The 21848-nt window shown below is 64.7% G+C and carries 26 protein-coding genes; 16 read left to right on the top strand and 10 right to left on the bottom strand.

Translation table 11 applies throughout. The features are described 5' to 3' along the window. Positions 1-95 precede the first annotated feature (95 nt). The 12 genes from CU669_RS01810 to CU669_RS01755 all read left to right on the top strand — a co-directional run bounded on the left by CU669_RS01810 (position 96) and on the right by CU669_RS01755 (position 10604). The gene (locus tag CU669_RS01810) at positions 96-335 is read left to right on the top strand and encodes a helix-turn-helix domain-containing protein (protein ID WP_112142074.1); all 240 of its coding nucleotides are present in this window, start codon (positions 96-98) and stop codon (positions 333-335) included. Between the two features lie 14 nt (positions 336-349). Then, a complete protein-coding gene (locus tag CU669_RS01805; protein WP_112142073.1) occupies positions 350-754 on the top strand; it encodes a hypothetical protein in 405 nt (134 codons plus the stop codon). Positions 755-849: 95 nt separating this feature from the next. Continuing rightward, the gene (gene miaB, locus CU669_RS01800; protein ID WP_112142254.1) at positions 850-2166 is read left to right on the top strand and encodes a tRNA (N6-isopentenyl adenosine(37)-C2)-methylthiotransferase MiaB; all 1317 of its coding nucleotides are present in this window, start codon (positions 850-852) and stop codon (positions 2164-2166) included. Then, a complete protein-coding gene (locus CU669_RS01795) occupies positions 2163-3131 on the top strand; it encodes a PhoH family protein (protein ID WP_112142072.1) in 969 nt (322 codons plus the stop codon). Before miaB ends, CU669_RS01795 begins: the two co-directional genes overlap by 4 nt. Then, positions 3128-3634 (top strand): rRNA maturation RNase YbeY, encoded by a 507-nt coding sequence (gene ybeY / locus CU669_RS01790; RefSeq protein ID WP_112142071.1) that lies wholly within the window; start codon positions 3128-3130, stop codon positions 3632-3634. The genes CU669_RS01795 and ybeY overlap by 4 nt, the downstream gene beginning before the upstream one ends. After that, a complete protein-coding gene (locus CU669_RS01785; protein ID WP_112142070.1) occupies positions 3631-4563 on the top strand; it encodes a hemolysin family protein in 933 nt (310 codons plus the stop codon). The genes ybeY and CU669_RS01785 overlap by 4 nt, the downstream gene beginning before the upstream one ends. Before the next feature lie 2 nt (positions 4564-4565). Further along, positions 4566-6128: an apolipoprotein N-acyltransferase gene (lnt, locus tag CU669_RS01780; protein WP_112142069.1), complete on the top strand. Its 1563-nt coding sequence runs from the start codon at positions 4566-4568 to the stop codon at positions 6126-6128. 108 nt (positions 6129-6236) lie between these two features. Further along, on the top strand, positions 6237-6737 hold the full coding sequence (locus tag CU669_RS01775) for a helix-turn-helix domain-containing protein (protein WP_112142253.1): 501 nt from the start codon (positions 6237-6239) through the stop codon (positions 6735-6737). Between the two features lie 218 nt (positions 6738-6955). Then, on the top strand, positions 6956-8122 hold the full coding sequence (gene metK / locus CU669_RS01770) for a methionine adenosyltransferase (RefSeq protein ID WP_112142252.1): 1167 nt from the start codon (positions 6956-6958) through the stop codon (positions 8120-8122). A gap of 7 nt (positions 8123-8129) precedes the next feature. Next, the gene (gene trmB, locus CU669_RS01765) at positions 8130-8843 is read left to right on the top strand and encodes a tRNA (guanosine(46)-N7)-methyltransferase TrmB (protein ID WP_112142068.1); all 714 of its coding nucleotides are present in this window, start codon (positions 8130-8132) and stop codon (positions 8841-8843) included. 103 nt (positions 8844-8946) lie between these two features. After that, complete coding sequence (locus CU669_RS01760) at positions 8947-9588, top strand: DUF47 domain-containing protein (protein ID WP_112142067.1); 642 nt, start codon at positions 8947-8949, stop codon at positions 9586-9588. An 11-nt stretch (positions 9589-9599) separates the two neighbouring features. Beyond that, the gene (locus tag CU669_RS01755) at positions 9600-10604 is read left to right on the top strand and encodes an inorganic phosphate transporter (protein WP_112142066.1); all 1005 of its coding nucleotides are present in this window, start codon (positions 9600-9602) and stop codon (positions 10602-10604) included. On the opposite strand, the gene phoU is transcribed toward CU669_RS01755, so the two are convergent. Both phoU and pstB read right to left on the bottom strand, forming a co-directional pair. Beyond that, complete coding sequence (gene phoU / locus CU669_RS01750; protein WP_112142065.1) at positions 10587-11306, bottom strand: phosphate signaling complex protein PhoU; 720 nt, start codon at positions 11304-11306, stop codon at positions 10587-10589. The genes CU669_RS01755 and phoU overlap by 18 nt on opposite strands. Positions 11307-11325: 19 nt before the next feature. Beyond that, complete coding sequence (gene pstB, locus CU669_RS01745; RefSeq protein ID WP_112142064.1) at positions 11326-12090, bottom strand: phosphate ABC transporter ATP-binding protein PstB; 765 nt, start codon at positions 12088-12090, stop codon at positions 11326-11328. Between the two features lie 147 nt (positions 12091-12237). Between pstB and cobO the strand changes: the two genes are divergently transcribed. Both cobO and CU669_RS01735 read left to right on the top strand, forming a co-directional pair. Further along, entirely contained in the window at positions 12238-12843 is a 606-nt protein-coding gene (gene cobO, locus CU669_RS01740; RefSeq protein WP_112142063.1) for a cob(I)yrinic acid a,c-diamide adenosyltransferase, read from the top strand. Between the two features lie 121 nt (positions 12844-12964). Then, positions 12965-15733, top strand: a complete 2769-nt coding sequence (locus CU669_RS01735) for a [protein-PII] uridylyltransferase (RefSeq protein WP_112142062.1) — start codon at positions 12965-12967, stop codon at positions 15731-15733. Between the two features lie 120 nt (positions 15734-15853). Here the strand turns inward: CU669_RS01735 and CU669_RS01730 are convergent, their stop codons facing one another. The 4 genes from CU669_RS01730 to CU669_RS01715 form a co-directional block, all read right to left on the bottom strand. After that, positions 15854-16639 (bottom strand): lysophospholipid acyltransferase family protein, encoded by a 786-nt coding sequence (locus CU669_RS01730; protein WP_239988473.1) that lies wholly within the window; start codon positions 16637-16639, stop codon positions 15854-15856. Further along, positions 16639-17457 (bottom strand): GNAT family N-acetyltransferase, encoded by an 819-nt coding sequence (locus tag CU669_RS01725; protein ID WP_112142250.1) that lies wholly within the window; start codon positions 17455-17457, stop codon positions 16639-16641. Before CU669_RS01725 ends, CU669_RS01730 begins: the two co-directional genes overlap by 1 nt. Before the next feature lie 47 nt (positions 17458-17504). Further along, positions 17505-17936, bottom strand: a complete 432-nt coding sequence (locus CU669_RS01720; protein ID WP_112142249.1) for a Fur family transcriptional regulator — start codon at positions 17934-17936, stop codon at positions 17505-17507. A gap of 101 nt (positions 17937-18037) precedes the next feature. Further along, positions 18038-18457, bottom strand: coding sequence for a MucR family transcriptional regulator (locus CU669_RS01715; protein WP_112142061.1), 420 nt, complete (start codon positions 18455-18457; stop codon positions 18038-18040). A 97-nt stretch (positions 18458-18554) separates the two neighbouring features. On the opposite strand from CU669_RS01715, the gene CU669_RS01710 reads away from it, so the two are divergent. Next, the gene (locus tag CU669_RS01710; protein ID WP_112142060.1) at positions 18555-18803 is read left to right on the top strand and encodes a sulfurtransferase TusA family protein; all 249 of its coding nucleotides are present in this window, start codon (positions 18555-18557) and stop codon (positions 18801-18803) included. 29 nt (positions 18804-18832) lie between these two features. Here the strand turns inward: CU669_RS01710 and CU669_RS01705 are convergent, their stop codons facing one another. Next, positions 18833-19306, bottom strand: coding sequence for a GNAT family N-acetyltransferase (locus CU669_RS01705; protein ID WP_239988472.1), 474 nt, complete (start codon positions 19304-19306; stop codon positions 18833-18835). Further along, a complete protein-coding gene (tsaB, locus tag CU669_RS01700; RefSeq protein ID WP_112142058.1) occupies positions 19303-20016 on the bottom strand; it encodes a tRNA (adenosine(37)-N6)-threonylcarbamoyltransferase complex dimerization subunit type 1 TsaB in 714 nt (237 codons plus the stop codon). The genes CU669_RS01705 and tsaB overlap by 4 nt, the downstream gene beginning before the upstream one ends. A gap of 43 nt (positions 20017-20059) precedes the next feature. Here tsaB and ddpX point away from each other — a divergent pair, with 43 nt between their 5' ends. After that, complete coding sequence (gene ddpX / locus CU669_RS01695; RefSeq protein ID WP_112142248.1) at positions 20060-20629, top strand: D-alanyl-D-alanine dipeptidase; 570 nt, start codon at positions 20060-20062, stop codon at positions 20627-20629. 44 nt (positions 20630-20673) lie between these two features. On the opposite strand, the gene folE is transcribed toward ddpX, so the two are convergent. Together folE and apaG are read right to left on the bottom strand one after the other, a co-directional pair. Beyond that, positions 20674-21312, bottom strand: a complete 639-nt coding sequence (gene folE / locus CU669_RS01690) for a GTP cyclohydrolase I FolE (RefSeq protein WP_112142247.1) — start codon at positions 21310-21312, stop codon at positions 20674-20676. An 85-nt stretch (positions 21313-21397) separates the two neighbouring features. Further along, positions 21398-21790, bottom strand: a complete 393-nt coding sequence (gene apaG / locus CU669_RS01685; protein ID WP_112142057.1) for a Co2+/Mg2+ efflux protein ApaG — start codon at positions 21788-21790, stop codon at positions 21398-21400. Positions 21791-21848 lie beyond the last annotated feature (58 nt).

Genomic DNA, 21848 nt, shown 5'->3' with positions numbered 1-21848 from the left:
TCCTAGTTAAATGGCTAGGTGCTGATATGTTACTTGATCGGACGTCCACACCCCAACTATTCTCTAAGGATAGGTGTTCATTCTTAGGGTGTTGAGTGGAAGAGTCCGTCCATCAAGAGCTGCTGACCGATCGTGAGCGCGACGTTCTGTCACTGATCTCCCAGGGGAAAAGCAGCAAGGAGATCGCACGCTGCCTCGCGATTTCCGTTGGCGGGGCCAATTTCCATGTCAATAACGCCATGAAGAAATTGGGGGCCACCACCCGCGCCCAGGCGGTCGCCCTGGCCATATTCCACGGAATTATCTCGGCCCGGCCGAATTCGCCGTCGCGCTGAAAAGGGAAACCACCATGGATGGCCTTTGGAAGCGACCGGCCGCGGGAAGGCCCATCGACATTCCCTGGGACCATGCATCGACCCAGGATCGTTTCGACGCCGCCGTCTTCACCATAACCTCTCGCATTATCGAGCGGAACACGCGGGTCGACATCGCGGTGGCCGACCATCTGTCCGCCGCATCGACCTGGACGGGGGATCTCTACGTTTCTCCCGATCTCATCATCTGTGTTGCCGATTGCCTGCGCATCATCGACGGCCTTGCCTCCGACACCCGATCCCGCGCATCCGTCCTCGACGCCATGGTCGGCGCATGGACAGGAATGGGACCAAGTCAGAAGCGCCTCGACCAAAAGGCGGCGACGAGAATTCAATCCTGCGTCGGGACCATCCGGCGAGCGGCGGCGTTGCAGGGATAGACTCGGTCGCGGTGACGGGAATCCTTGACTCTCGCGTGCGCGATGCCTAGCTTTCCCTCCCGATGCATGGAGCGGATGACCGCCCGCGGACGACCTTGGCAAAACGACTCTTCGTCAAAACCTACGGCTGCCAGATGAACGTCTATGACTCCGCCCGCATGGCGGATGTCCTGGCGCCGCTGGGCTATGCCTCGGCCGAGAGTGCCGAGGATGCCGACATGGTCATCCTCAACACCTGCCATATCCGCGAGAAGGCCGCCGAGAAGGTGTTCTCCGAACTGGGCCGCATGCGGAAGCTGCAGACCGCCAAGGCCGAGGCGGGATCGCGCATGATCCTGGCGGTGGCGGGCTGCGTCGCCCAGGCCGAGGGCGCGGAAATCCTGCGCCGCGCCCCCTTCGTCGATATCGTCTTGGGGCCGCAGACCTATCACCGCCTGCCCGAGATGGTGGCCCAGGCCGCCCGCGCCGGTGGCGCCGTGCTGGACACCGAATTCCCGCCCGAGCCCAAATTCGACTTCCTGCCCGAATCCCGCGCCGAGGGCACCAGCGCCTTCCTGTCGGTCCAAGAGGGCTGCGACAAGTTCTGCACCTTCTGCGTGGTGCCCTATACCCGTGGCGCCGAATATTCCCGCCCGGCCGCCGCCGTGCTGGCCGAGGCCCGCGCCCTGGCCTCCCAGGGCGTGCGCGAGCTGACCCTCCTGGGCCAGAACGTCAACGGCTGGCGCCATGACGACGGCTGGACCCTGGGTCGATTGATCCGCGAAGTGGCGGCGATCGACGGAATCGAGCGCATCCGCTACACCACGTCGCATCCCCGCGACATGGATGACGAGCTGATCGCCGCCCATGCCGAGCTGCCGGAACTGATGCCGTTCCTGCACCTGCCGGTGCAGTCGGGCTCCGACCGCATTCTGCAGGCCATGAACCGAGGCCACGACCGCGACACCTATCTGCGCCTGACCGAGAAGCTGAAGGCGGCGCAGCCCGATCTGGCCCTGTCGTCGGACTTCATCACCGGCTTTCCCGGCGAGACCGACCAGGATTTCGCCGACACCATGGCCCTGATCCGCGAGGTCGGCTTCGTCCAGACCTATTCCTTCAAATACAGCCCGCGCCCCGGCACCCCCGCCGCCCTGATGCCCGATCAGGTGCCGGAAAAGGTCAAGGAGGAGCGCTTGGCCCAGGTCCAGGCCCTCCTGCTGGAACAGACCATGGCCTTCAACCAGTCCTGCGTCGGGCGCGAGATGAAGGTGCTGCTGGACCGCCCCGGCCGCCATGCCGGGCAGTTGGTGGGCCGCTCGCCCTATATGCAGCCGGTCCACGTGAAGGCCGCCGCCCCGCTGATCGGCACCGTGGCGCGGCTGCGCATCGTCAAGGTGCATCCCAATTCCCTGGAGGCGGTGACGGCGTGAGCAAGGTTACCAGCCCGCTGATCCGCGAATTCCAGGACAACGCCCTGGCCCAGGCTTTGTTCGGCCCCCATAACGCCAATCTGGAGCGTATCGAGGCCCGGCTGGGCGTGGCGCTGGATGCCCGCGGCAATACCGTCACCATTTCCGGCACGCCGGACCTGGCCGCCGAGGCGGCCGCTGTGCTGGATCAGCTTTATGATCTGGCGCGGCGCCAGGGCCATATCGAGACCGCCGACGTGGACAGCGCCATGCGCATGGCCGGTCAGCCGACCGAGCCCGCCGGTCCCCTGGTGATCCGCACCCGCAAGCGCCATATCGCGCCGCGCACCCCCATGCAGGCCGACTACATCCGGGCGCTGGACAGCTCGCCCCTGACCTTCGGCCTGGGCCCGGCCGGGACCGGCAAGACCTATCTGGCGGTGGCCAAGGCGGTGGCCATGATGGTGGCGGGCGAGGTGGACCGCATCATCCTGTCGCGTCCGGCGGTGGAGGCGGGCGAGCGCCTGGGATTCCTGCCCGGCGATCTCAAGGACAAGGTCGATCCTTACTTAAGGCCGCTCTACGACGCCCTGCACGACATGCTGCCGGGCGATCAGGTGGCCAAGAAGCTGTTGTCCGGCGATATCGAGGTGGCGCCGCTGGCCTTCATGCGCGGCCGCACCCTGACCAACGCCTTCATCATCCTGGACGAGGCCCAGAACACCACCACCATGCAGATGAAGATGTTCCTGACCCGCATGGGCGAGCATTCCCGCATGGCGGTGACCGGCGACCCCAGCCAGATCGACCTGCCGCCCGGGACGCGCTCGGGCCTCGCCGACGCCATGGAGATCCTCGACGGCATCGAGGGCGTCAGCTTCATACGCTTCACCGACAAGGACGTGGTTCGTCACGATCTGGTCACACGCATCGTCCGCGCTTACGATAAGGTAGAGCGGGCTCGCAAGGACAAGGCAACACCGTGACCACCACCATCGAAATCGACGTCCGCATGGACTGCCCGGCCTGGATCGAGGCGCTGCCCGACGCGGAAGCCCGCTGTGGCCGCCTCGCCGCCACCGCGCTGGAAGCGGTGGAACTGCCGGACGGAGTGGTGGAACTGTCCATCGTCCTGGCCGACGACGCCATCGTGCAGGATCTCAACCGTAACTGGCGCGGCAAGAATCAGCCCACCAACGTGCTGTCCTTCGCCGCCCTGGATGACGAGGACGCGCCGCTGGTGCCCGGCGCGCCGCTGATGCTGGGCGACGTGATCCTGGCCTATGAGACAACGGCGGCCGAGGCCAAGGAGCAAGGCAAGCCCTTCGCCGATCATTTCAGCCATCTTGTGGTCCACGGCGTGCTACATCTGTTAGGCTTCGATCACGAGGACGAGGACGAAGCGGTGGAAATGGAAGCCTTGGAATCCACCCTGATGGCGGCATTGGGAATCCCCGATCCCTATGGAGAGGAAGACGAAGGGCCATGAACGACCCTGGCGGCAGTAGTCCGCCTCGCGACAGCGGGGCCGGATCGCGGAAATCAACCAACGGCCACGACGAATCGCTGATCAAGACGGTTCGCGGCTGGTTGAAATCGCGCCGTCGCCCACGGGGCGGCGAAACGGTGCGCGACGCGCTGGAAGAACTGATCGAGGATCGGGAAAGCGCCGAAATTCCCATCGACGACCACGAACGCCAGTTGCTGGGCAATATCCTGCATCTGCGCGACGTCACCGCCGCCGATGTCTCCATTCCCCGCGCCGATATCATCGCGGTGGAATCGCGCACGCCCCTCAACGACCTGATCGCCCTGTTCATCGAATGCGGCCATTCGCGGCTGCCGGTCTATCGCCGCACCCTGGACGACGTCATCGGCATGGTCCACATCAAGGATCTGCTGGAGGTTCTGGGCCAGGGCAAGCCCTTCAACCTGCCGCGCATGGTGCGCCGGGTGCAGTTCGTGGCGCCCAGCATGCGGGTCACCGACCTGCTGCTGGAAATGCGCCTGAAGCGCGCCCATCTCGCCCTGGTGGTGGACGAATACGGCGGCATCGACGGCCTTGTGACCATCGAGGATCTGGTGGAACAGATCGTCGGCGAGATCGAGGACGAGCACGACCTGGACGAAGAGCCCGACATGATCGACCTGCCCGACGGCGCCATCGAGGCCCATGCGCGAACCCCTATCGCCGATTTCGAGGAAAAGATGGGCGATGTGCTGACCGAGGAAGAGCGGGAAGAGGTCGAGACCCTGGGCGGTCTGGTCTTCTTCGTGGCCGGTCGGGTACCGTCGCGCGGCGAGTTGATCACCCATTCCGCCGGGCTGGAATTCGAGGTGCTGGACGCCGACCCCCGCCGGGTCAAACGCGTCCGCGTGCGGCGCATGGCCTCGCCCAAGGAAGACGGAAGCGAATAAGCATGTCCTTCATCTCCACCGCCGCCCTCCGCCTCAAGGCACTCAGCGGATGGCGTCGCCGCCTCGCGCTGTTCCTGCTGGGCTGTCTCGCCGCCCTGGCGCTGCCGCCGGTCCATGCCCTGCCCACGGTGTTCATCGCCTTTCCCGCATTGGTGTGGATCTTCGATGCCTCCCAGAGCCGGAAGGCCGCCTATGGCGCCGGCTGGTGGTGGGCCATGGGATGGTTCTCCGTCGGCTTCTACTGGATCAGCAACGCCCTGCTGACCGATGTGGCCAAGTTCGGCTGGATGATCCCCTTCGCCATTTTCGGCCTGTCCGGTCTGGTGGCCGCCTTTTTCGGCGCCGCCACCCTCGCCGTCCGCGCCCTCGGTGTTCAGGGCTCGGGCCGCATCGCCCTGCTGGCGGTGGCCTGGACCCTGGCCGACTGGCTGCGGTCCTGGGTGCTGACCGGCTTCCCATGGAACCCCCTGGGCTCGGTGTGGGACATCTCGCTGCCGGTGCTGCAAGCGGGCGCGGTGGTCGGAATCTGGGGTCTCGGCCTGCTGAGCGCCGTCGTCGTCATGCTTCCGGCCCTGCTGGCGGAGCAGTCCGGCCGCAAGGGCCGGGCGATCATCCTTGCCATGGTGCTGGGGCTGCCGGTGGCGGGTTGGATCGGCGGAACTATCCGTCTGAGCGGCGCGCCCGATCTGGCCGCCGCCGAAACCTATGTGCCCGGCGTCAAGCTGCGCCTTGTCCAAGCCGTCATGGCCCAGGGCAACAAGTGGCGCGACGACCTGCGCGAGGCCAATCTGCGCGAGCATGTGGCGCTGTCGCGCTCGCCGGGCGTCGACTCCGTCACCACCGTGGTGTGGCCCGAGACCGCCGCGCCTTATTTCCTCGACCTGGATACCTTGCACCGGGAAATCGCGGCCGCCGCCGCGCCGGTGGGCGGTCATCTGCTGACCGGGGCGCCGCGCATCACGCCTAAGGGAGTCGAACCCCTTCAGATCTGGAACAGCCTGTTCGCGGTCACCGCGCGGGCCGAGATCGTCGGGGTCTACGACAAGGCCCATCTGGTGCCTTTCGGCGAATACGTGCCGTTCAAGTCCATCCTGCCCATCGCCAAGATCACCCATGGCGGCACCGATTTCTCCGCCGGGCCGGGACCACGCACCCTGACCGTGCCGGGCCTGCCGCCCTTCAGCCCGCTGATCTGCTATGAGGCCATCTTCCCCGCCGCCGTGGTCGATCCCGACGCCGAGCGGCCGCAATGGCTGTTGACCATCACCAATGACGGCTGGTTCGGCATGTCGGCGGGACCGTATCAGCATCTGGCCGCCGCCCGCATGCGGGCCATCGAGGAAGGGCTGCCCTTGGTGCGCGCCGCCAATACCGGCATCTCGGCGGTGTTCGATCCCTATGGCCGCGAGGTCGCCCGGCTGGCGCTCGGCGTCAAGGGCGTGGTCGACGCCCCCTTGCCGAAACCCATCGAGCCGCCGCCCTATGGCCGCTACGGCAATGCCACCGCCTTCATCTTGATGCTGATCTGCCTGCATCTGGGCAGCGGGCGGCGCAAGTCCACCTAATTCGCGACACCCTTATCACGTGTTGACTTGTATACAAAGTTGGCGCTATGGTGCGGTTCAATCATCGGTTATTGCTCGCCGATGAAGGCTCACCTTTAGGATATGCCCATGGCGAAGCAACCAACTCGCGTTAAGCCAAACAGGCCCTCCGGCTCGTCACGTCGCGGCCGTTTGCCGTCGGGACAACCCAATCCGGTGGATATCCATGTGGGCGCACGGGTGCGGCTGCGGCGAACCTTGATGGGGCTTAGCCAGGAAAAGCTGGGCGAGGCCATCGGCCTGACCTTCCAACAGGTGCAGAAATACGAGCGCGGCGCCAACCGGGTCGGCGCCTCGCGCCTGTTCGATCTGTCTCGGGTGCTCGACGTGCCGGTGTCGTTCTTCTACGACGACATGTCCGAGGACGTGAAGGGCATGAGCCCGCTGGCCATCGCCCATGGCTCGGTCGGCCTGGCGGAGGAGCCCGCCGGATACGAGGTCGACCCGCTGACGCGGCGCGAGACGCTGGAACTGGTTCGCGCCTATTACAGCATCTCCGACCCGCAAATCCGCAAGCGGGTTTACGAGTTGGCCAAGGCCCTGGCGGCCACCAGCGAAACCAAGAAATAACCCTACAGATCAAGTGTTTTGCCGGATTCACCCGATAAGTCTTGACGAGTCCGCCCGCCCCCTGTCAGAAGAACGACCCGGAGCCTGAAGTCAGGTTCCCGTGGAGATTTTGACCGCTTGCCGCCACGTAAAACCGGCTAAGTGGGTGCATCACGATGGCGTTCTCGAGCTTCTGATGCCCCAGGTCCCACTTTGATTGGATCTAGGAGGGCTTGCCCGTGTCCAAGAAGAATTTTCTGTTCACCAGTGAATCGGTTTCCGAAGGCCATCCCGACAAGGTCGCGGATCGGATTTCCGATGCCGTCGTCGATGCCTTCCTTGGCGCGGACCCCTATGCGCGTGTTGCCGTCGAGACCTTGGTCACCACCAATCTGATCGTGATGGCCGGCGAAGTGCGCGGCCCCGCTTCGGTCACCAAGGAGCTGATGGAAGAGCTCGCCCGCCACGCCGTCAAGGATATCGGCTACGAGCAGGACGGCTTCCACTGGAAGAACGCCACCGTGCTGAACCATGTTCATTCCCAGTCCGCCGACATCGCCCAGGGCGTTGACGCCGGGGCCGAGAAGGACGAAGGCGCGGGCGACCAGGGCATCATGTTCGGCTATGCCGTCAATGAGACCCCGACCCTGATGCCTGCCCCCATCTACTATTCGCACGAGATCCTGAAAAGCCTGGCCGAGGCCCGCCATTCCGGCGCCGCCCCGCAGCTGCTGCCCGATTCCAAGAGCCAGGTCACCCTGGAATACCGCGACGGCAAGCCGGTTCGCGCCACCTCGGTGGTGGTCTCGCACCAGCATGTGGACGGCCTGTCCCAGGCCGAGATCAAGGAAATCGTCCGCCCGCATGTGAAGAACGTGCTGCCCGAAGGCTGGTTCCCGCCGGAAGAGCAGTTCTACGTCAATCCCACCGGCCGCTTCGTCATCGGCGGCCCCGACGGCGACACCGGCCTCACCGGGCGCAAGATCATCGTCGACACCTATGGTGGCGCGGCGCCCCATGGCGGCGGCGCCTTCTCCGGCAAGGATCCCACCAAGGTGGATCGCTCGGCCGCCTATGCCGCCCGCTATCTGGCCAAGAACGTGGTCGCCGCCGGTCTGGCCGACAAATGCGTGATCCAGCTGGCCTATGCCATCGGCGTCTCCAAGCCGCTGTCGGTCTATGTGGATACCTCGGGCACCTGCAAGGTGGACGAGGATCAGCTGTCGCTGGCGCTGCAAAAGCTGGTGGACCTGACGCCCCGCGGAATCCGCACCCATCTGGGTCTCAACAAGCCCATCTACGCCCGCACCGCCGCCTACGGCCATTTCGGCCGCAGCCCCGACGCGGACGGCGGCTTCTCGTGGGAGAAGACCGATCTGGTGGAAAGCCTCAAGAAGGCTTTCTAGGGTCATCATGAGCAAGAACGACCATACGGAGAGCGCGGCCGCATTGCGGCCGCGCTTTTTCGGTCGACGGCGGGGAAAGACCCTGCGCCGCAACGCGCTCGGCCTGATCGACGGGCTGCTGCCCCGCCTCGCCATCGCCATTCCCGAACCCAACGACCATGTCGACCCCCGGCTGATGTTTTCCGGACCCGTCGGCGAGGTCTGGCTGGAAGTGGGCTTTGGCGGCGGCGAGCATCTGGCCGAACTGGCCGAAAGCCATCCCCATCACGGCCTGATCGGCGCCGAGGTGTTCCGCAACGGCGTCGCCAGCCTTTTGGCCCACATCCAGGGCCGCGGCCTGGACAATATCCGCATCTTCCCCGAAGACATCCGCCTGCTGCTGCCTGTCCTGGACGAGGCGTCGCTGGGCCGCGTCTTCGTGCTGTTTCCCGATCCCTGGCCCAAGACCAAGCATGCCGAGCGGCGCTTCATCGGCCCCGACATCCTTGACCAACTGGCCCGGCTGCTGTCCGACGGCGGCCAATTGCGGGTCGCCAGCGACGATCCCGTCTATGTGGACTGGGCCGGACGCCACCTGCACGCCCATCCCGCCTTCGAAAGGGTACTGGCCACCACCGACCGCTCGCTGTTGCCAGCCGATTGGCCCGCCACCCGTTACGAGCAGAAATGCCTCGCCAGCAAGCACCCTACCTTTTTCCTGTTCCGCAGGCGGCCGCGCTAAAACTCACCCCAATAAAACTCCCCCCCAATAAAACTCCCCATGTAACAAAACTGTCATCCATGGTATCAGGACGGCAGCAGCGAAACTGCCGGGGGCCATCTTCATGTTTTTCCGCCTTTTCCGTTCCTTGATGCCCAAGGAAGAGAAATTCGTCGAACTTTTCATCGAGCACTCGGTGAAGATTCACGCGGCGGCCAAGGAACTGGAGCTGTTGATGGCCGACGGCGCCGATATGGATCGGCACTTCAAGGCCATCTGCGCCTTCGAGGGCGAGGCCGACATGATCACCCGCCAGACCCTGCAAGCCCTGCACCGCAGCTTCATCACCCCATTCGATCGCGACCAGATCCATCGCCTGATCACCACCATGGACGACACGGTGGACAGCATCGAGGAAGCGGCCCAGCGCATCGACCTGTACGGAGTGCGGACCTTCACCCCCGACATGCGGGCGCTGGCCACCGGCATCGTTGAATGCGCCCATCTGCTGACCAAATCCATTCCGCTGCTGCGCGAAGTCAGCCGCAATGCCGGTGCCATCAACGAGCTGTGCGACGCCATCGGCCGCCAGGAGAGCGCCGCCGACAAGCGCCAGCACGAAGGCCTGCGCACCTTGTTCGCCAGTGAAAAAGACCCCGTCACCCTGATCACCCGCAAGGAGATCTATCAGCGGCTGGAGAAGGTCTCGGACCGCTTCGACGACGTGGCCAACGTCATCGAGACCATCGTCATCGAACAGGTCTAGGGGCACTGGCCATGGACGGTTCCGTCGCCCTGCCGATCATCATCTTCCTGGTGGTCGTCGCGCTGGTGTTCGATTTCATGAACGGCCTGCACGATGCCGCCAATTCCATCGCCACGGTGGTGTCCACCCGTGTGCTGTCACCCAAATACGCGGTGGCCTGGGCGGCGTTCTTCAACACTATCGCCCTGGTGTTCTTCACCACCGGCGTCGCCAAGACCATCGGCACCGGCATCGTCGAGCCCGGTCTGGTGGATACCCATGTGATCTTCGGCGCCCTGATGGGCGCCATCGCCTGGAACGTCATCACCTGGGCCTTGGGGATTCCGTCGTCCAGCTCGCATGCGCTGATCGGCGGCATCGCGGGCGCCGGCATCGCCAAGGCGGGCTTTTCCGCGCTGGTTCCCGTCGGCTTCATCAAGACCGGCTCGGCCATCGTGCTGTCGCCCTTGATCGGCCTTGTGCTGGCCGTGATTCTGATCTTCGTGGTCACCTGGATGTGTCGGCGCACCTCGCCCTTCGCCGTCGATCGCCGCTTCCGCTTCCTGCAGATCTTCTCCGCCGCCGCCTATTCCCTGGGCCATGGCGGCAATGACGCCCAGAAGACCATGGGCATCATCGTCGCCCTGCTTTACAGCCAGGGACTGATGGAAGGCGACTTTCACGTGCCCTTGTGGGTGGCGGTGCTGTGCCAGCTTGCCATGGGCCTGGGCACCCTGTTCGGCGGCTGGCGCATCGTCAAGACCATGGGCTCGAAGATCACCGATATGAAGCAGATCCACGGATTCTGCGCCAATGCCTCGGGCGCCGTCACCCTGTTCGGCGCCACTTATCTCGGCATACCGGTCTCGACCACCCATACCATCACCGGCTCCATCATCGGCGTCGGGATGGTGCGCAAGGTGTCCGGAGTGCGTTGGCATATCGCCGCCAACATCGTCATCGCCTGGGTCATCACCATCCCGGCGGCAGGCTCCATCGGGGCGCTGTTCTACGGCATCTCAACCTGGATCTGGTAAATCGCCCCCGACACCGATGAAGGATGACACATCCCGCTTGGTGCGCGCTTCCAGCACGGTCTTTCCGGTCACCCGGTAATGGGTCAGCTCGGCGATATTGGTGGCGTGGTCGCCGATGCGCTCAAGATTCTTGGCGATGAACATCAGATGGGTGCACGACGTGATGGTGCGCGGATCCTCCATCATATAGGTGAGAATCTCGCGGAACAGGGCGGAATAGACGTCGTCCAATTCCTGATCGCGGTCACGCAGCGCCAAGGCGCGTTCGGCATCGTGCCCGAGATGGGCGTCGAGCACATCCTTGACCATGATCTGCGCCAGCCGCCCCAGACGGATCAGCGAGCGCATGGGCGCCACCAATGGCAACTGATTGAGGACCAGGGAGCGCTTGGCGGCATTGGCGGCCAGATCGGCGATGCGTTCGATCTCGCCCGCCACCTTCAGCGCCGCCAGCACCATGCGGAGATCATCGGCCACCGGCGCCCGGAGCGCCAGCAGCTTGATGGCCTGCTCGTTGATGAAGGTTTCGTAACCGTCCACCTTGTCGTCATCGGCCATGATCCGACCGGCCAGTTCGCTGTCGCGGCCCTCCAGGGCCTGGATGGCCCCGGTCAATTGGGACTCGGCCATGCCGCCCATGCGGGCCAGACCCTCTTCCAGCTTTCCCAGTTCGACGTCGAATGACTTGACGATATGCGGCATGACGGCAGCTCCTCGCTCTTTAGCCGAATCGGCCGGTGATGTAGCCCTGGGTCAGTTCATGACTGGGCGCGGTGAAGATCTGCTCGGTGGCGCCCACCTCGACCACGCGGCCAAGATGAAAGAAGGCGGTGAAGTTGGAGACCCGCGCCGCCTGCTGCATGGAGTGGGTGACGATGACGATGGTGAAGCTGTGACTCAGCTCGTCGATCAGTTCCTCGATCCGGGCGGTGGCGATGGGGTCCAGCGCCGAACACGGCTCGTCCATCAAGATCACTTCCGGCTCGACCGCGATGGCCCTGGCGATGCACAGGCGCTGCTGCTGGCCGCCCGACAGGCCGGTGCCGCGCTCGCCCAGGCGATCCTTGACCTCTTTCCATAAGCCCGCGCGTTCCAGGCTCTTGGTGACAACCTCGTCCATGGCCGCGCCCTCGGCCACCAGCCCATGCAGGCGCGGCCCGAAGGCGATATTGTCGTAAATGGATTTGGGGAAGGGATTGGGCCGCTGAAACACCATGCCGACCCGGGCCCGCAGCAAGACCGGATCGATGCCGCTCGCCCCATAGATCTCCTGACCATCCAGGGCCACCTGACCACTGACCTTGGCGCCATCGATGGTGTCGTTCATGCGGTTAAGGCAGCGCAGGAAAGTGGACTTGCCGCAGCCGGATGGCCCGATCAAGGCGGTTACCTGCCCCGCCAGCAGGTCGAGGTCGACCTCGTTCAAGCCCACTTTGTCGCCGTAACGGACACTGAGGCTACGAGCGGTCATCTTGGCGTCTGGCATGATGAATTCCCTGGGAGTCCGAGCCCGGTTATATCCGGGCTCGGGGCATACGCAATTTAAAAAGGATGAAGCTTTTGTGTCGTGGCGAATTCCCTCGCCACCTCCCATATTACCCTCAAGCACCCTAAGCCCGCGAAGAGAGACAGCATGACCGAAGAGACCGACCTGCGCCACCGGGAGAAAATGGCCAAGAAAAAGGCGTCGCGCGATAAGCTGATGGCCAGGAAAACCGGAGCCAAGGGGCTGATGCTGGTCCATACCGGCGCCGGCAAGGGAAAGTCCACCGCCGCCTTCGGCATGGCCATTCGCTGCGTCGGCCACGGCATGAAGGTGGGAATCATCCAGTTCATCAAGGGCGCCTGGGATACCGCCGAACGGCGGGTCATGGAAGGCTTCGGCGATCTGGTCACCTTTCGCGCCATGGGCGAGGGCTTCACCTGGGAGACCCAGGACCGCGCCCGCGACATGGAGGCCGCCGCCAAGGCCTGGGAGCTAGCCTCGTCCCTGCTGGCCGATCCCGCCTATGCCATGGTGATCCTGGACGAGATCAACGTGGCGCTGCGCTACGACTACCTGCCGGTGGAGACCGTCCTGGCCGCCGTCCGCGCCCGCCCCGAGGGCCAGCATGTGGTGCTGACCGGCCGCAACGCCCTGCCCGCCATCGTGGAGGCCGCCGATCTGGTCACCGAGATGACCATGCTGAAACACCCCTTCCGCGACGGCATCAAGGCCCAGAAGGGGGTGGAGTTCTGAATGCGCAAGGATCGGGCAACTCGCCGATCTGCCCAAAGCTTTATCGAATTGGTCTGGCGATGCGCCGCCGCCGCCGCCATACTCTCCTTCTCCCGTCGCTTTTGATCGCGTGCCCGCCGCCATGACAAAAATCACCAATCAACGCGCCATCATCGACCGCCGGGCGGTCATCGCGCGGCTGGCCGAGCTGGCGGCGGAGGATCTGCCCAAGAACAAGCGCCGGTCCAAAGTGCTGGAATTGTTCAAGCAATTGCTGACCCTGGGCCGCGCCGAGGTCCGCCGCCGCTTCGAGGAAAAGGGCGATGGCGCCCAGGCGGTGCGGGAAAATTGTTTCCTGATCGACCAGTTGGTGCGCCTCGTCCACGATTTCGCCGCCGATCACGAGTTCCAGCAAGGTGTGCGTACCTCGGGCGAGGCCTTGAGTCTGGTGGCGGTGGGCGGCTATGGCCGCGGCGAGTTGTCACCCCATTCCGACATCGACCTGTTGTTCCTGCTGCCCTACAAGCGGGTGCCGTATCACGAACAGGTGGTGGAATACATCCTCTACATGCTGTGGGATATGGGGCTCAAGGTCGGGCATTCCACTCGCTCGGCCGAGGAGTGCATCCGCAACGCCAAGGGCGATCTGACCATCCGCACCGCCTTGTTGGAGGCGCGCTGGCTGTGGGGCGATCAGGGGCTGTTCGCCGATCTGCGCAACCGCTACCGCAACGAGATCATGGCGACCACGGCGGTGGAATTCGTCGAATCCAAGCTGGCCGAGCGCGATTCGCGCCATTCCCAGATGGGTGATTCCCGCTATGTGCTGGAGCCCAATGTCAAGGAAGGCAAGGGTGGATTGCGCGATCTGCACACCCTGTACTGGATCGCCAAGTATATGTATCGCATTACCGATATCGGCGAATTGGCCGCTGCCGGGATCATCTCGCGCCAGGCGGCGCGGCGCTTCGTCAAGGCGCAGAACTTCCTGTGGACGGTTCGCTGTCACCTCCACTACCTGACCGACCGGCCCGAGGACCGCCTGACCTTCGACGTGCAGCCCGAGATGGCGGTGCGCATGCGCTATGCCGACCGTCCCTGCGCGCGCGGCGTCGAGCGCTTCATGAAGCATTACTTCCTGATCGCCAAGGATGTGGGCGATCTGACCCGCCTGTTCTGTGCCCTGGCCGAGGAACAGCACAAGCGCAAGCCGCGCCGACTGAATCTGAGCCGACTGTTCTCGCGCCCCACCTCGGTGGCGGGCTTCATCCTGGACGGCGGCCGTCTGGACGTCACCACCGAGGACCAGTTCGAGACCGATCCGGTCGCCATGATCCGGCTGTTCCACACGGCGCTGCACCACGAGGTGGACATCCACCCCAAGGCGCTGGACCGGGTGCATCGCTCGCTGAAGCGCATCGACGCGGGCCTGCGCAACAATCCCGAGGCCAACCGCCTGTTCATGGAGATGCTGACGTCGCGCAAGAACCCGGAAGTGGCGCTGCGCCACATGAACGAGGCGGGCGTGCTGGGCCGCTTCATTCCCGATTTCGGGCGGGTGGTGGCGCAGATGCAGTACGACATGTATCACGTCTTCACCGTGGACGAGCACACCGTCCAGGCCCTGGGCGTGCTGCATTCGCTGGAAGCGGGCAAGCTGACCGAGGAGGCCCCCACCTCCAGCGATATCATCCATCAGGTCGCCTCGCGCCGGGCGCTTTACGTCGCCACCTTCCTGCACGACATCGCCAAGGGACGCGGCGGCGACCATTCCACCCTGGGCGCCGACGTGGCCATGAAGCTGGGCCCCCGCCTGGGCCTGACCGACGAGGAAACCGAGTCCAGCGCCTGGCTGGTGCGCGAGCATTTGTCCATGAGCCGCATCGCCTTCAAGCGCGATATCGACGATCCCAAGACCATCCAGGACTTCGTCGCCCTGGTCCAATCGCCGGAACGCCTCAAGCTGATGCTGTGCCTGACGGTGGCCGATATCCGGGCGGTGGGGCCGACGGTGTGGAACGCCTGGAAGGCGGGATTGCTGCGCGAATTGTACCAGCGGGCGCTCGACGTCATGACCGGCGGCCTGTCCAGCGTGGCCCATTCCACCCGCGTCAAGGCGTCCCAGGCCAAGCTGCGCGCCGAACTGGCCAAGCACGGCTGGCCCGCCGAGGAGATCGAGGCCCATCTGGCCCGCGGCTATCCCAGCTATTGGACCACCTACGATACCGCCATCCAGATGCGCCATGCCCGCCTGGTGCGCGAGGCCGAGGCGGTGCGCGCCCCCCTGACGGTGGAACCCAGGGTCGATACCCACCGCGCCGTCACCGAGATCACCGTCTATACCGGCGACCATCCGGGGTTGTTCTCGCAGATCGCCGGGGCCATGGCCGTTTCGGGGGCCAATATCGTCGATGCCAAGATCATCACCCTGGCCAACGGCATGGCGCTGGACACCTTCTGCATCCAGGATTCCGAAGGCGGCGCCTTCGACAGCCCGGCCAAGCTGGCCAAGCTGTCGGCCTGCATCGAGCAGGTGTTGTCGGGCCGCATGCGCCTCGACCGTGAACTGGCGGCCCGCAAGGGCAAGCTGCCCAGTCGCGCCCATGTGTTCAAGGTGCCGCCGCGCGCCCTGGTGGACAACACGCCGTCGCGCTCGCACACCGTCATCGAGGTCAATGGCCGCGACCGCCCCGGCCTGCTCTATGATCTGACCAACGCCATGACCAATCTGGGCCTACAGATCTCCTCGGCCCATATCTCCACCTATGGCGAGCGGGTGGTCGACGTGTTCTATGTGAAGGATGTGTTCGGCCATAAGGTCGAGCATGACCGCAAGCTGGAACAGATTCGCGCCATCTTGCTGAAGGCGCTGGAGCCGCCGGTCGCGGCGGCGGTCAAGGCGGCGGAATAGAACCCGAGCGACGAAGCCGACGAGCGAAGCGAGGAGTGGCGGCCGACGGCCGGCGCGCCTCGTGGCGCGAAAGCCAAGCCGCTGGAGGCGGCGCCCGGCGCCTGAGGGACATGAAAGATTCTACCGCCCCGCCAGAATGCGGGTCAGGCCGTTGGCCGACGCGCGGTTGCAGTGAATGGCCAGCTCCTTGCGCGAGCCGCATTCGGCCAGGGTCACCGGCGGATGGAATTCCACCTCGACGGTGACGCGTCCGATCCCCAGGGCGGCGATCAGATGCCCGGCCAGGGTCATGTCGCCATACCACGCGAAGAACGGCCTGAGCGCCCGGCCCATGGGAAAGCCGTCCAGCTTGCTATAGGCGATGGTGACCGGCTGCACCGGCAGCGGCCGACCGCCAACCTCGCCTTCGGCCACCGCCAGCAAGGCGCTCTTGAACGGCAGGACGCGATTGCCGTCGTTGCTGGTGCCCTCGGCGAACAGCACCAGCGAATCCCCGGCATCGAGCCGCTCGCGCACATGATTGCGCTCGCGCGCCGAGGCGCCGGGACGGCGGTCGATGAACACCGTCCGCGAGATGCGCGCCAGAAATCCGAAACCCGGCCAGCCAGCCACCTCGCCCTTGGCCACGAAAAAGGCCCGCAGCAGGCTTCCCAGCACGATGATATCCAGATAACTGGCGTGATTGGGCAGGAACAACACCGGTCCCTGGCCTTCCAGGGGGACGCCACGCACCCGCACCGAATAGCCGATGAGGCGCATCACCACCGCCCAGTATCCTCGGGTATAGGCCGAGGACAGATCGTCGCGGATCACCCGCAGCGCCAAGAATGGCAGCAGCGCCAGCAAGGTCCAGACAACGAATCCGGCAAAACGCGCCATGCCGAGAGCGGGGGAAATCATGATCATCAGGCGGACTGGTCCTCGGCGGAAGGGTCGCGCGCCGCGCGGTCGTAATGGGCGCGATACTTGGCGGTGATCAGGTCGGTCTTGACCATGACGCAGATATCGGTGGTATTGAACTGGTGGTCGATGACCGCGCCGTCGCCGACGAAACCGCCGAGGCGGAGATAACCCTTGATCAGCGGCGGCAATTCCGCCAAGGCCCGTCTGGGGTTCTGGCTGTCCTTGGGCGCCCGGTCCATGGTGACATAAAGCTCGGGCAAGGCCCGGGGCCGCAATTCCATTGGCGCCAAATGATTGTGGTGAAGATAGCTGAGATGGGGCGAAAGTTGTGCCGGATCGATTCCCGGCAGGCTGGCGCAGCCGAACATCAGTTCGATGCCGTGATCGAAGACATAGACGGCGATACCGTCCCACAGCTTCTTCATGGTGGCGCCGGTGCGGTGATCGGCATCGACGCAGGACCGACCCAGTTCCATGAAATTGCCGCCATTGGCGAGAATATTGGAAATGTCGTATTCGCCAGCCGTATAGAACCGCCCGAAGGCTTCCCCCACCGAACGGCGGATCAGGCGATAGGTGCCGACAACCCCGGCGGCACCCTTGCCCTTGGCGCGGTCGATCACCAGCAGATGGTCGCTGATTTCGTCGAATTCATCGAAATCGGAGGTCCGCGCCCGCATGGCCTCGCACGGCTTGGCCCCCATTTCGTCATAGAATACCCGATAGCGCAGCGCCTGGGCTGCCGCGACTTCTTGGGCGGACTCCGCCAGCCTGACTTCCAGGCCGTCCGAACCCTCGCCGGTCAGGGGAGCGGGTTGCATGGTTCCCTTGGTTCCGTAACACCAGCCCGTCAGGCGGGCCGCCAAGCCTATTTGTCTTCCGGTTTATCACCGGAAGTCAACGGGACTCCATACAGTTCAAGCCGATGTCCCACCAGCCGGAAGCCATAGCGCCGAGCAATTTCACGCTGCAAGGCTTCGATCTCGGTGCTGCTGAACTCGATGACCTTGCCGGAATGCATGTCGATCAAATGGTCGTGATGATCCCCCGCCGCTTCCTCGTAGCGGGCGCGGCCGTCGCCGAAGTCGTGACGCTCCAGGATGTTGGCCTCTTCGAACAGGCGAACGGTGCGATAGACGGTGGCGATGCTGATATGGGGATCGATGGCGGCGGCGCGACGATAGACCTCTTCCACATCGGGATGGTCGACCGATTCCGACAGCACGCGGGCGATCACCCGGCGCTGGTCCGTCATCTTCATACCCTTGTCGATGCAACGCTGCTCGATGCGGGAAACCATGGTCAATCCATCAGCGGACGAGGAGAGAACGGGATTTCCGGGTCGGCGGAGTCACGCGACCCGAAGGCCCCGCAAGACGCCGACCCGAGCATTAAATACACTCAGACGGTCCGCTTGCGCTTGCGCGGCTTGGTGCCCAGACCGATCTTCTTGGCCAGGGTCGAGCGATGCTGCGCGTAGTTGGGGGCCACCATGGGATAATCGGCCGGCAGACCCCAGCGGTCGCGGTACTCTTCCGGGCTCATATTGTAGGCGGTCTTGAGGTGACGCTTCAGCATCTTCAGCTTCTTGCCGTCTTCAAGGCAGATGATGTAATCGGGGGTCACCGACTTCTTCACCGCGATGGCGGGCTGCGGGCGCTCGGGGGCGACCGGCACATTGCCAACGGACGACAAGGTCCGATAGACCTCCTGAATCAGATGGGGGAGGTCACTGACCGCCACGCTGTTATTGGCGACGTGCGCAGCCACGATTTCAGTGGTAAGCGAAAGCAGGTCGCTGGTGCTCGAGCGCTCCGACATTTAGAGCATGCCTCCCTATTCAACGGATGGCCCTATATAAAACTTTCAATCCCCCGTGGCAATAACCATTAGTTAGACTGAAAGTGACAAAAATCGCATGACTGAGAAGCCAAACTACAGCCTTGACATCACTGGGGAGGTCTGCCCAATGACCTTCGTCAAGACAAAGTTACTAGTGGAACGTATGCCGTCTGGAGAGATGGTTGAAGTCCGACTCAAAGGCGCCGAACCGCTCGCCAATGTTCCCAGATCCTTGGCCGAACTGGGGCACCAAATCATCTCGACCGTCCGCGAGGACGGCGAAGGAGCCGACGGCATCCATCGTCTCCTGGTTCGCAAGAAATAGGGTCTTTCCCGGACCGTGGATATTTCTTGTCACGCGGTGGGAATTGCCGTGGCGTCAAGTCCTCGGCGCATGACGACGGCGTCGATACCTCCGTAATATCCCTTACGCAGGCCTATCTGCTGGAATTGACAGCGCCCGTACAGCGCGAGGGCGGGGCCGTTGTCGGCGGCGGCCTCGAGGAATATGGACGATGCCCCGGCTTCGGCGGCAGCAATCATGGCCGCCCCCAGCAGCCGTTCGCCAAGCCCCCGGCGGCGCCAAGGCGGCAGAACCGCGATGGTGAGGATCTCCGATTCGTCGAGGACCGCCCGCCACAGAACCAGCCCGGCCGGACCGGGCGGGCCGTCGCCGTCACCGACCGCGATCAATCCCTGGGCGCCGGTCATGGCCAAGACATCGGCCATGGACGCAGCACTCCACGGTTCGGCAAAACAGACGGCATGCATTCCGGCCAGCAGCTCGGCATGCACCAAGCCGGCGGGCAGCAGTTCTATGCCGCTCACAGCGTGACATCCGGCGGGCGCAGATAAAGCGGTTCGGCCGCCAGCGAAGTCCCCTTCGCCCATTGTTCCGCCGCCAAGGCGGCCACCACGGCGGCGTCCGGCCAACCGGGTGACAAGGAGGCGACCCCGTCGGCGCAATGGTCCAAGACGGCGGAAGCCGCGTCGCCCGCCACCACCACCGGGCCGTCCGCCAATCGGGCCGCCTGGGCGGGCAGCAGCGCCGCCACCTCGCCCAGTGGAGTCAGATCCTCGGCGAAGGCCTGGACCCAAAGTTCGTCACGCCGCGAATCGATGACCGCCAGCACGGTGCGCCCCCGTCGCTCTTCCCCCGGCACGGCGGCCGCCACCGCCAGCGGCGTCGAGACGCCCGCCAGCGGCAGGCCCGAGGCCAGCGCCAGCCCACGGGCGGCGGCCAGTCCGATGCGCAATCCGGTGAAGGCCCCCGGCCCCACCGTCACCGCCAGCAGGTCCAGGCTTATCCTTGCCCCTCGCCGGGCACCGCCTCCGGCGGCTTGGCCGCGGCCGCAATGGCCGCTGATCGCACCGGCGAATTCAAGGCCGCTTTCCGCCATCACCTCGGCCACCATGGGCATCAAGGCCTCGCTTTGGCCGCGCGCCATCCGGCGCAGCCGGTGCGCGACAACGGTTCCGTCCCGCCATAAGGCGACGGAGCAGGCAGAGGTCGAGGTGTCCATGGCGAGAACGATCATGGGGCCGCTATACTGCGAGGGTTCCATAAAGGAAAGTAAGAAGATGTTCCCGCTGGTCCGAATACAAGCCGAGGCCTTCGGCGTCGAGGTCGCCCTGGCCTACGCCAGTGCCGATAATTTCACCACACGACCGGTCTATCGCCCCGATGCCGCCTGCTGGCTGCACGGCGACGCGGCCCGGGCGCTGACGCGGGCGGTGGAGCTTGCCCATCCGCTGGGCCTTCGGCTGCGGCTGCTGGATGCCTATCGCCCGACCGAGGCGCAATGGGCGCTGTGGGCCCATACGCCCGATCCCGAATTCCTCGCCGATCCAAGATCGGGGTCGGCCCATTCGCGCGGCGTGGCGGTGGATCTCGACCTGATGGAGATGGCGGGCGGCGCGGTGCTGGACATGGGCACCGGCTTCGACGAATTCACGCCCCGCTCCCATCACGCCCGGACGGATGTGTCGCCGGAGGCCCAGCGCAACCGGCTCGTCCTGCTGGGACTCATGACCGCCGCCGGATGGGAGTACAACCGACATGAATGGTGGCACTACCAACTGCCGCTGGCCCGCGACCGCTATCCCCTGCTGTCGGACAAGCTGCTGGGCGCCGACACCATGATGGGGTGAGGGAGGGGAAATAGCGGAAGACCCGTCAATTTACAGGGCCTGCCTCACACGTTGGACAAGCCGCCGCTGTGCTGGTTGTGGATCAGGGCCATGAATTCGCGCCGCGTCGCCGGATTGTCGCGGAAATCGCCCAGCATGCGGCTGGTCACCATGGTGACGCCGGGCTTGTGGATGCCGCGCGTGGTCATGCACTGATGGGCCGCCTCGATCACCACCGCCACGCCCTTGGGCTGCAGCACGTCGTTGATGGTATTGGCGATCTGGGCGGTCAGCTTCTCTTGGATCTGCAAGCGGCGGGAATAGATCTCGACCACCCGGGCCAGCTTGGAGATGCCCACCACCCGGCGGTCGGGCAGATAGGCCACATGGGCCTTGCCGATGATGGGAACCACATGGTGCTCGCAATGGCTTTCCAGCCGGATATCGCGCAACAGCACCATCTCGTCGTAGCCGTCGGTTTCCTCGAAGGTGCGGTGCAGGATCTCGGTGGGGTCTTGGTCGTAACCGGCGAAGAATTCCTCATAGGCCCGCACCACCCGGTCGGGCGTGCCGATCAGTCCCTCGCGGTCGGGATCGTCGCCCGCCCAACGCAGCAGGGTCCGAACGGCGGCCTCGGCCTCCGAGCGCGAGGGGCGAACGCGGGCTGAAAGCTCGTCGGGGACCAGTTCCTTGGGCAGGGTCATGCTGGCGTCCTTGGTGGTCACGGCGTCACCTCACTCTGATCAACCCTACGCCATTTGGCGCCGCATCGCACCAAATGCAAGGGAATCAGTTCAGCCTGGGGCGGTCGTGGGGGCTGTCGAGGGAGAAGGCGGGGATGACGATGTCGAAGGTGGACCCGTCCTCGTCGGCCATCTCATAGGTGCCGTGCATGATGCCGGACGGTGTCGGCAGCGGCGTGCCGCTGGTGTATTCATAGCCGTCGCCGGGGCGCAGCACCGGCTGTTCCCCCACCACGCCGGGCCCCTTGACCTCTTGGACACGGCCGATGCCGTCGGTGATGATCCAGTGCCGATTCATCAGCTGCACCGTGCGGCCGCCCCGATTCTCGATCCTGACCCGATAGGCCCAGACATAATGGTTGTCGGTCGGCGACGATTGGTCGTCCAGATAGAACGGCTTGACCGTGACCACGATGTCGCGGGTGGTTTGGCTATACATGCGACAGACCTCGAAACCTCGTTTCTGCGGCCATCATCTTAGGATGGCGACGGCGGAA

This window comes from Paramagnetospirillum kuznetsovii, assembly GCF_003284725.1.
GTDB classification, from domain to species: Bacteria; Pseudomonadota; Alphaproteobacteria; order Rhodospirillales; family Magnetospirillaceae; genus Phaeospirillum; species Phaeospirillum kuznetsovii.
Note: the sequence above shows the minus strand (reverse complement) of the source record. Positions and strands in the feature narration are given on the sequence as shown.

Bases quoted from the DNA above. Each gene is read 5' to 3' on its own strand.
- CU669_RS01805 (WP_112142073.1), top strand. From the start codon at position 350: ATGGATGGCCTTTGGAAGCGACCGGCCGCGGGAAGGCCCATCGACATT.
- CU669_RS01785 (WP_112142070.1), top strand. From the start codon at position 3,631: ATGAACGACCCTGGCGGCAGTAGTCCGCCTCGCGACAGCGGGGCCGGA.
- lnt (WP_112142069.1), top strand. From the start codon at position 4,566: ATGTCCTTCATCTCCACCGCCGCCCTCCGCCTCAAGGCACTCAGCGGA.
- CU669_RS01775 (WP_112142253.1), top strand. From the start codon at position 6,237: ATGGCGAAGCAACCAACTCGCGTTAAGCCAAACAGGCCCTCCGGCTCG.
- trmB (WP_112142068.1), top strand. From the start codon at position 8,130: ATGAGCAAGAACGACCATACGGAGAGCGCGGCCGCATTGCGGCCGCGC.
- CU669_RS01760 (WP_112142067.1), top strand. From the start codon at position 8,947: ATGTTTTTCCGCCTTTTCCGTTCCTTGATGCCCAAGGAAGAGAAATTC.
- CU669_RS01755 (WP_112142066.1), top strand. From the start codon at position 9,600: ATGGACGGTTCCGTCGCCCTGCCGATCATCATCTTCCTGGTGGTCGTC.
- phoU (WP_112142065.1), bottom strand. From the start codon at position 11,306: ATGCCGCATATCGTCAAGTCATTCGACGTCGAACTGGGAAAGCTGGAA.
- pstB (WP_112142064.1), bottom strand. From the start codon at position 12,090: ATGCCAGACGCCAAGATGACCGCTCGTAGCCTCAGTGTCCGTTACGGC.
- cobO (WP_112142063.1), top strand. From the start codon at position 12,238: ATGACCGAAGAGACCGACCTGCGCCACCGGGAGAAAATGGCCAAGAAA.
- CU669_RS01735 (WP_112142062.1), top strand. From the start codon at position 12,965: ATGACAAAAATCACCAATCAACGCGCCATCATCGACCGCCGGGCGGTC.
- CU669_RS01730 (WP_239988473.1), bottom strand. From the start codon at position 16,639: ATGATCATGATTTCCCCCGCTCTCGGCATGGCGCGTTTTGCCGGATTC.
- CU669_RS01725 (WP_112142250.1), bottom strand. From the start codon at position 17,457: ATGCAACCCGCTCCCCTGACCGGCGAGGGTTCGGACGGCCTGGAAGTC.
- CU669_RS01720 (WP_112142249.1), bottom strand. From the start codon at position 17,936: ATGGTTTCCCGCATCGAGCAGCGTTGCATCGACAAGGGTATGAAGATG.
- CU669_RS01715 (WP_112142061.1), bottom strand. From the start codon at position 18,457: ATGTCGGAGCGCTCGAGCACCAGCGACCTGCTTTCGCTTACCACTGAA.
- CU669_RS01710 (WP_112142060.1), top strand. From the start codon at position 18,555: ATGACTGAGAAGCCAAACTACAGCCTTGACATCACTGGGGAGGTCTGC.
- tsaB (WP_112142058.1), bottom strand. From the start codon at position 20,016: ATGATCGTTCTCGCCATGGACACCTCGACCTCTGCCTGCTCCGTCGCC.
- ddpX (WP_112142248.1), top strand. From the start codon at position 20,060: ATGTTCCCGCTGGTCCGAATACAAGCCGAGGCCTTCGGCGTCGAGGTC.
- folE (WP_112142247.1), bottom strand. From the start codon at position 21,312: ATGACCCTGCCCAAGGAACTGGTCCCCGACGAGCTTTCAGCCCGCGTT.
- apaG (WP_112142057.1), bottom strand. From the start codon at position 21,790: ATGTATAGCCAAACCACCCGCGACATCGTGGTCACGGTCAAGCCGTTC.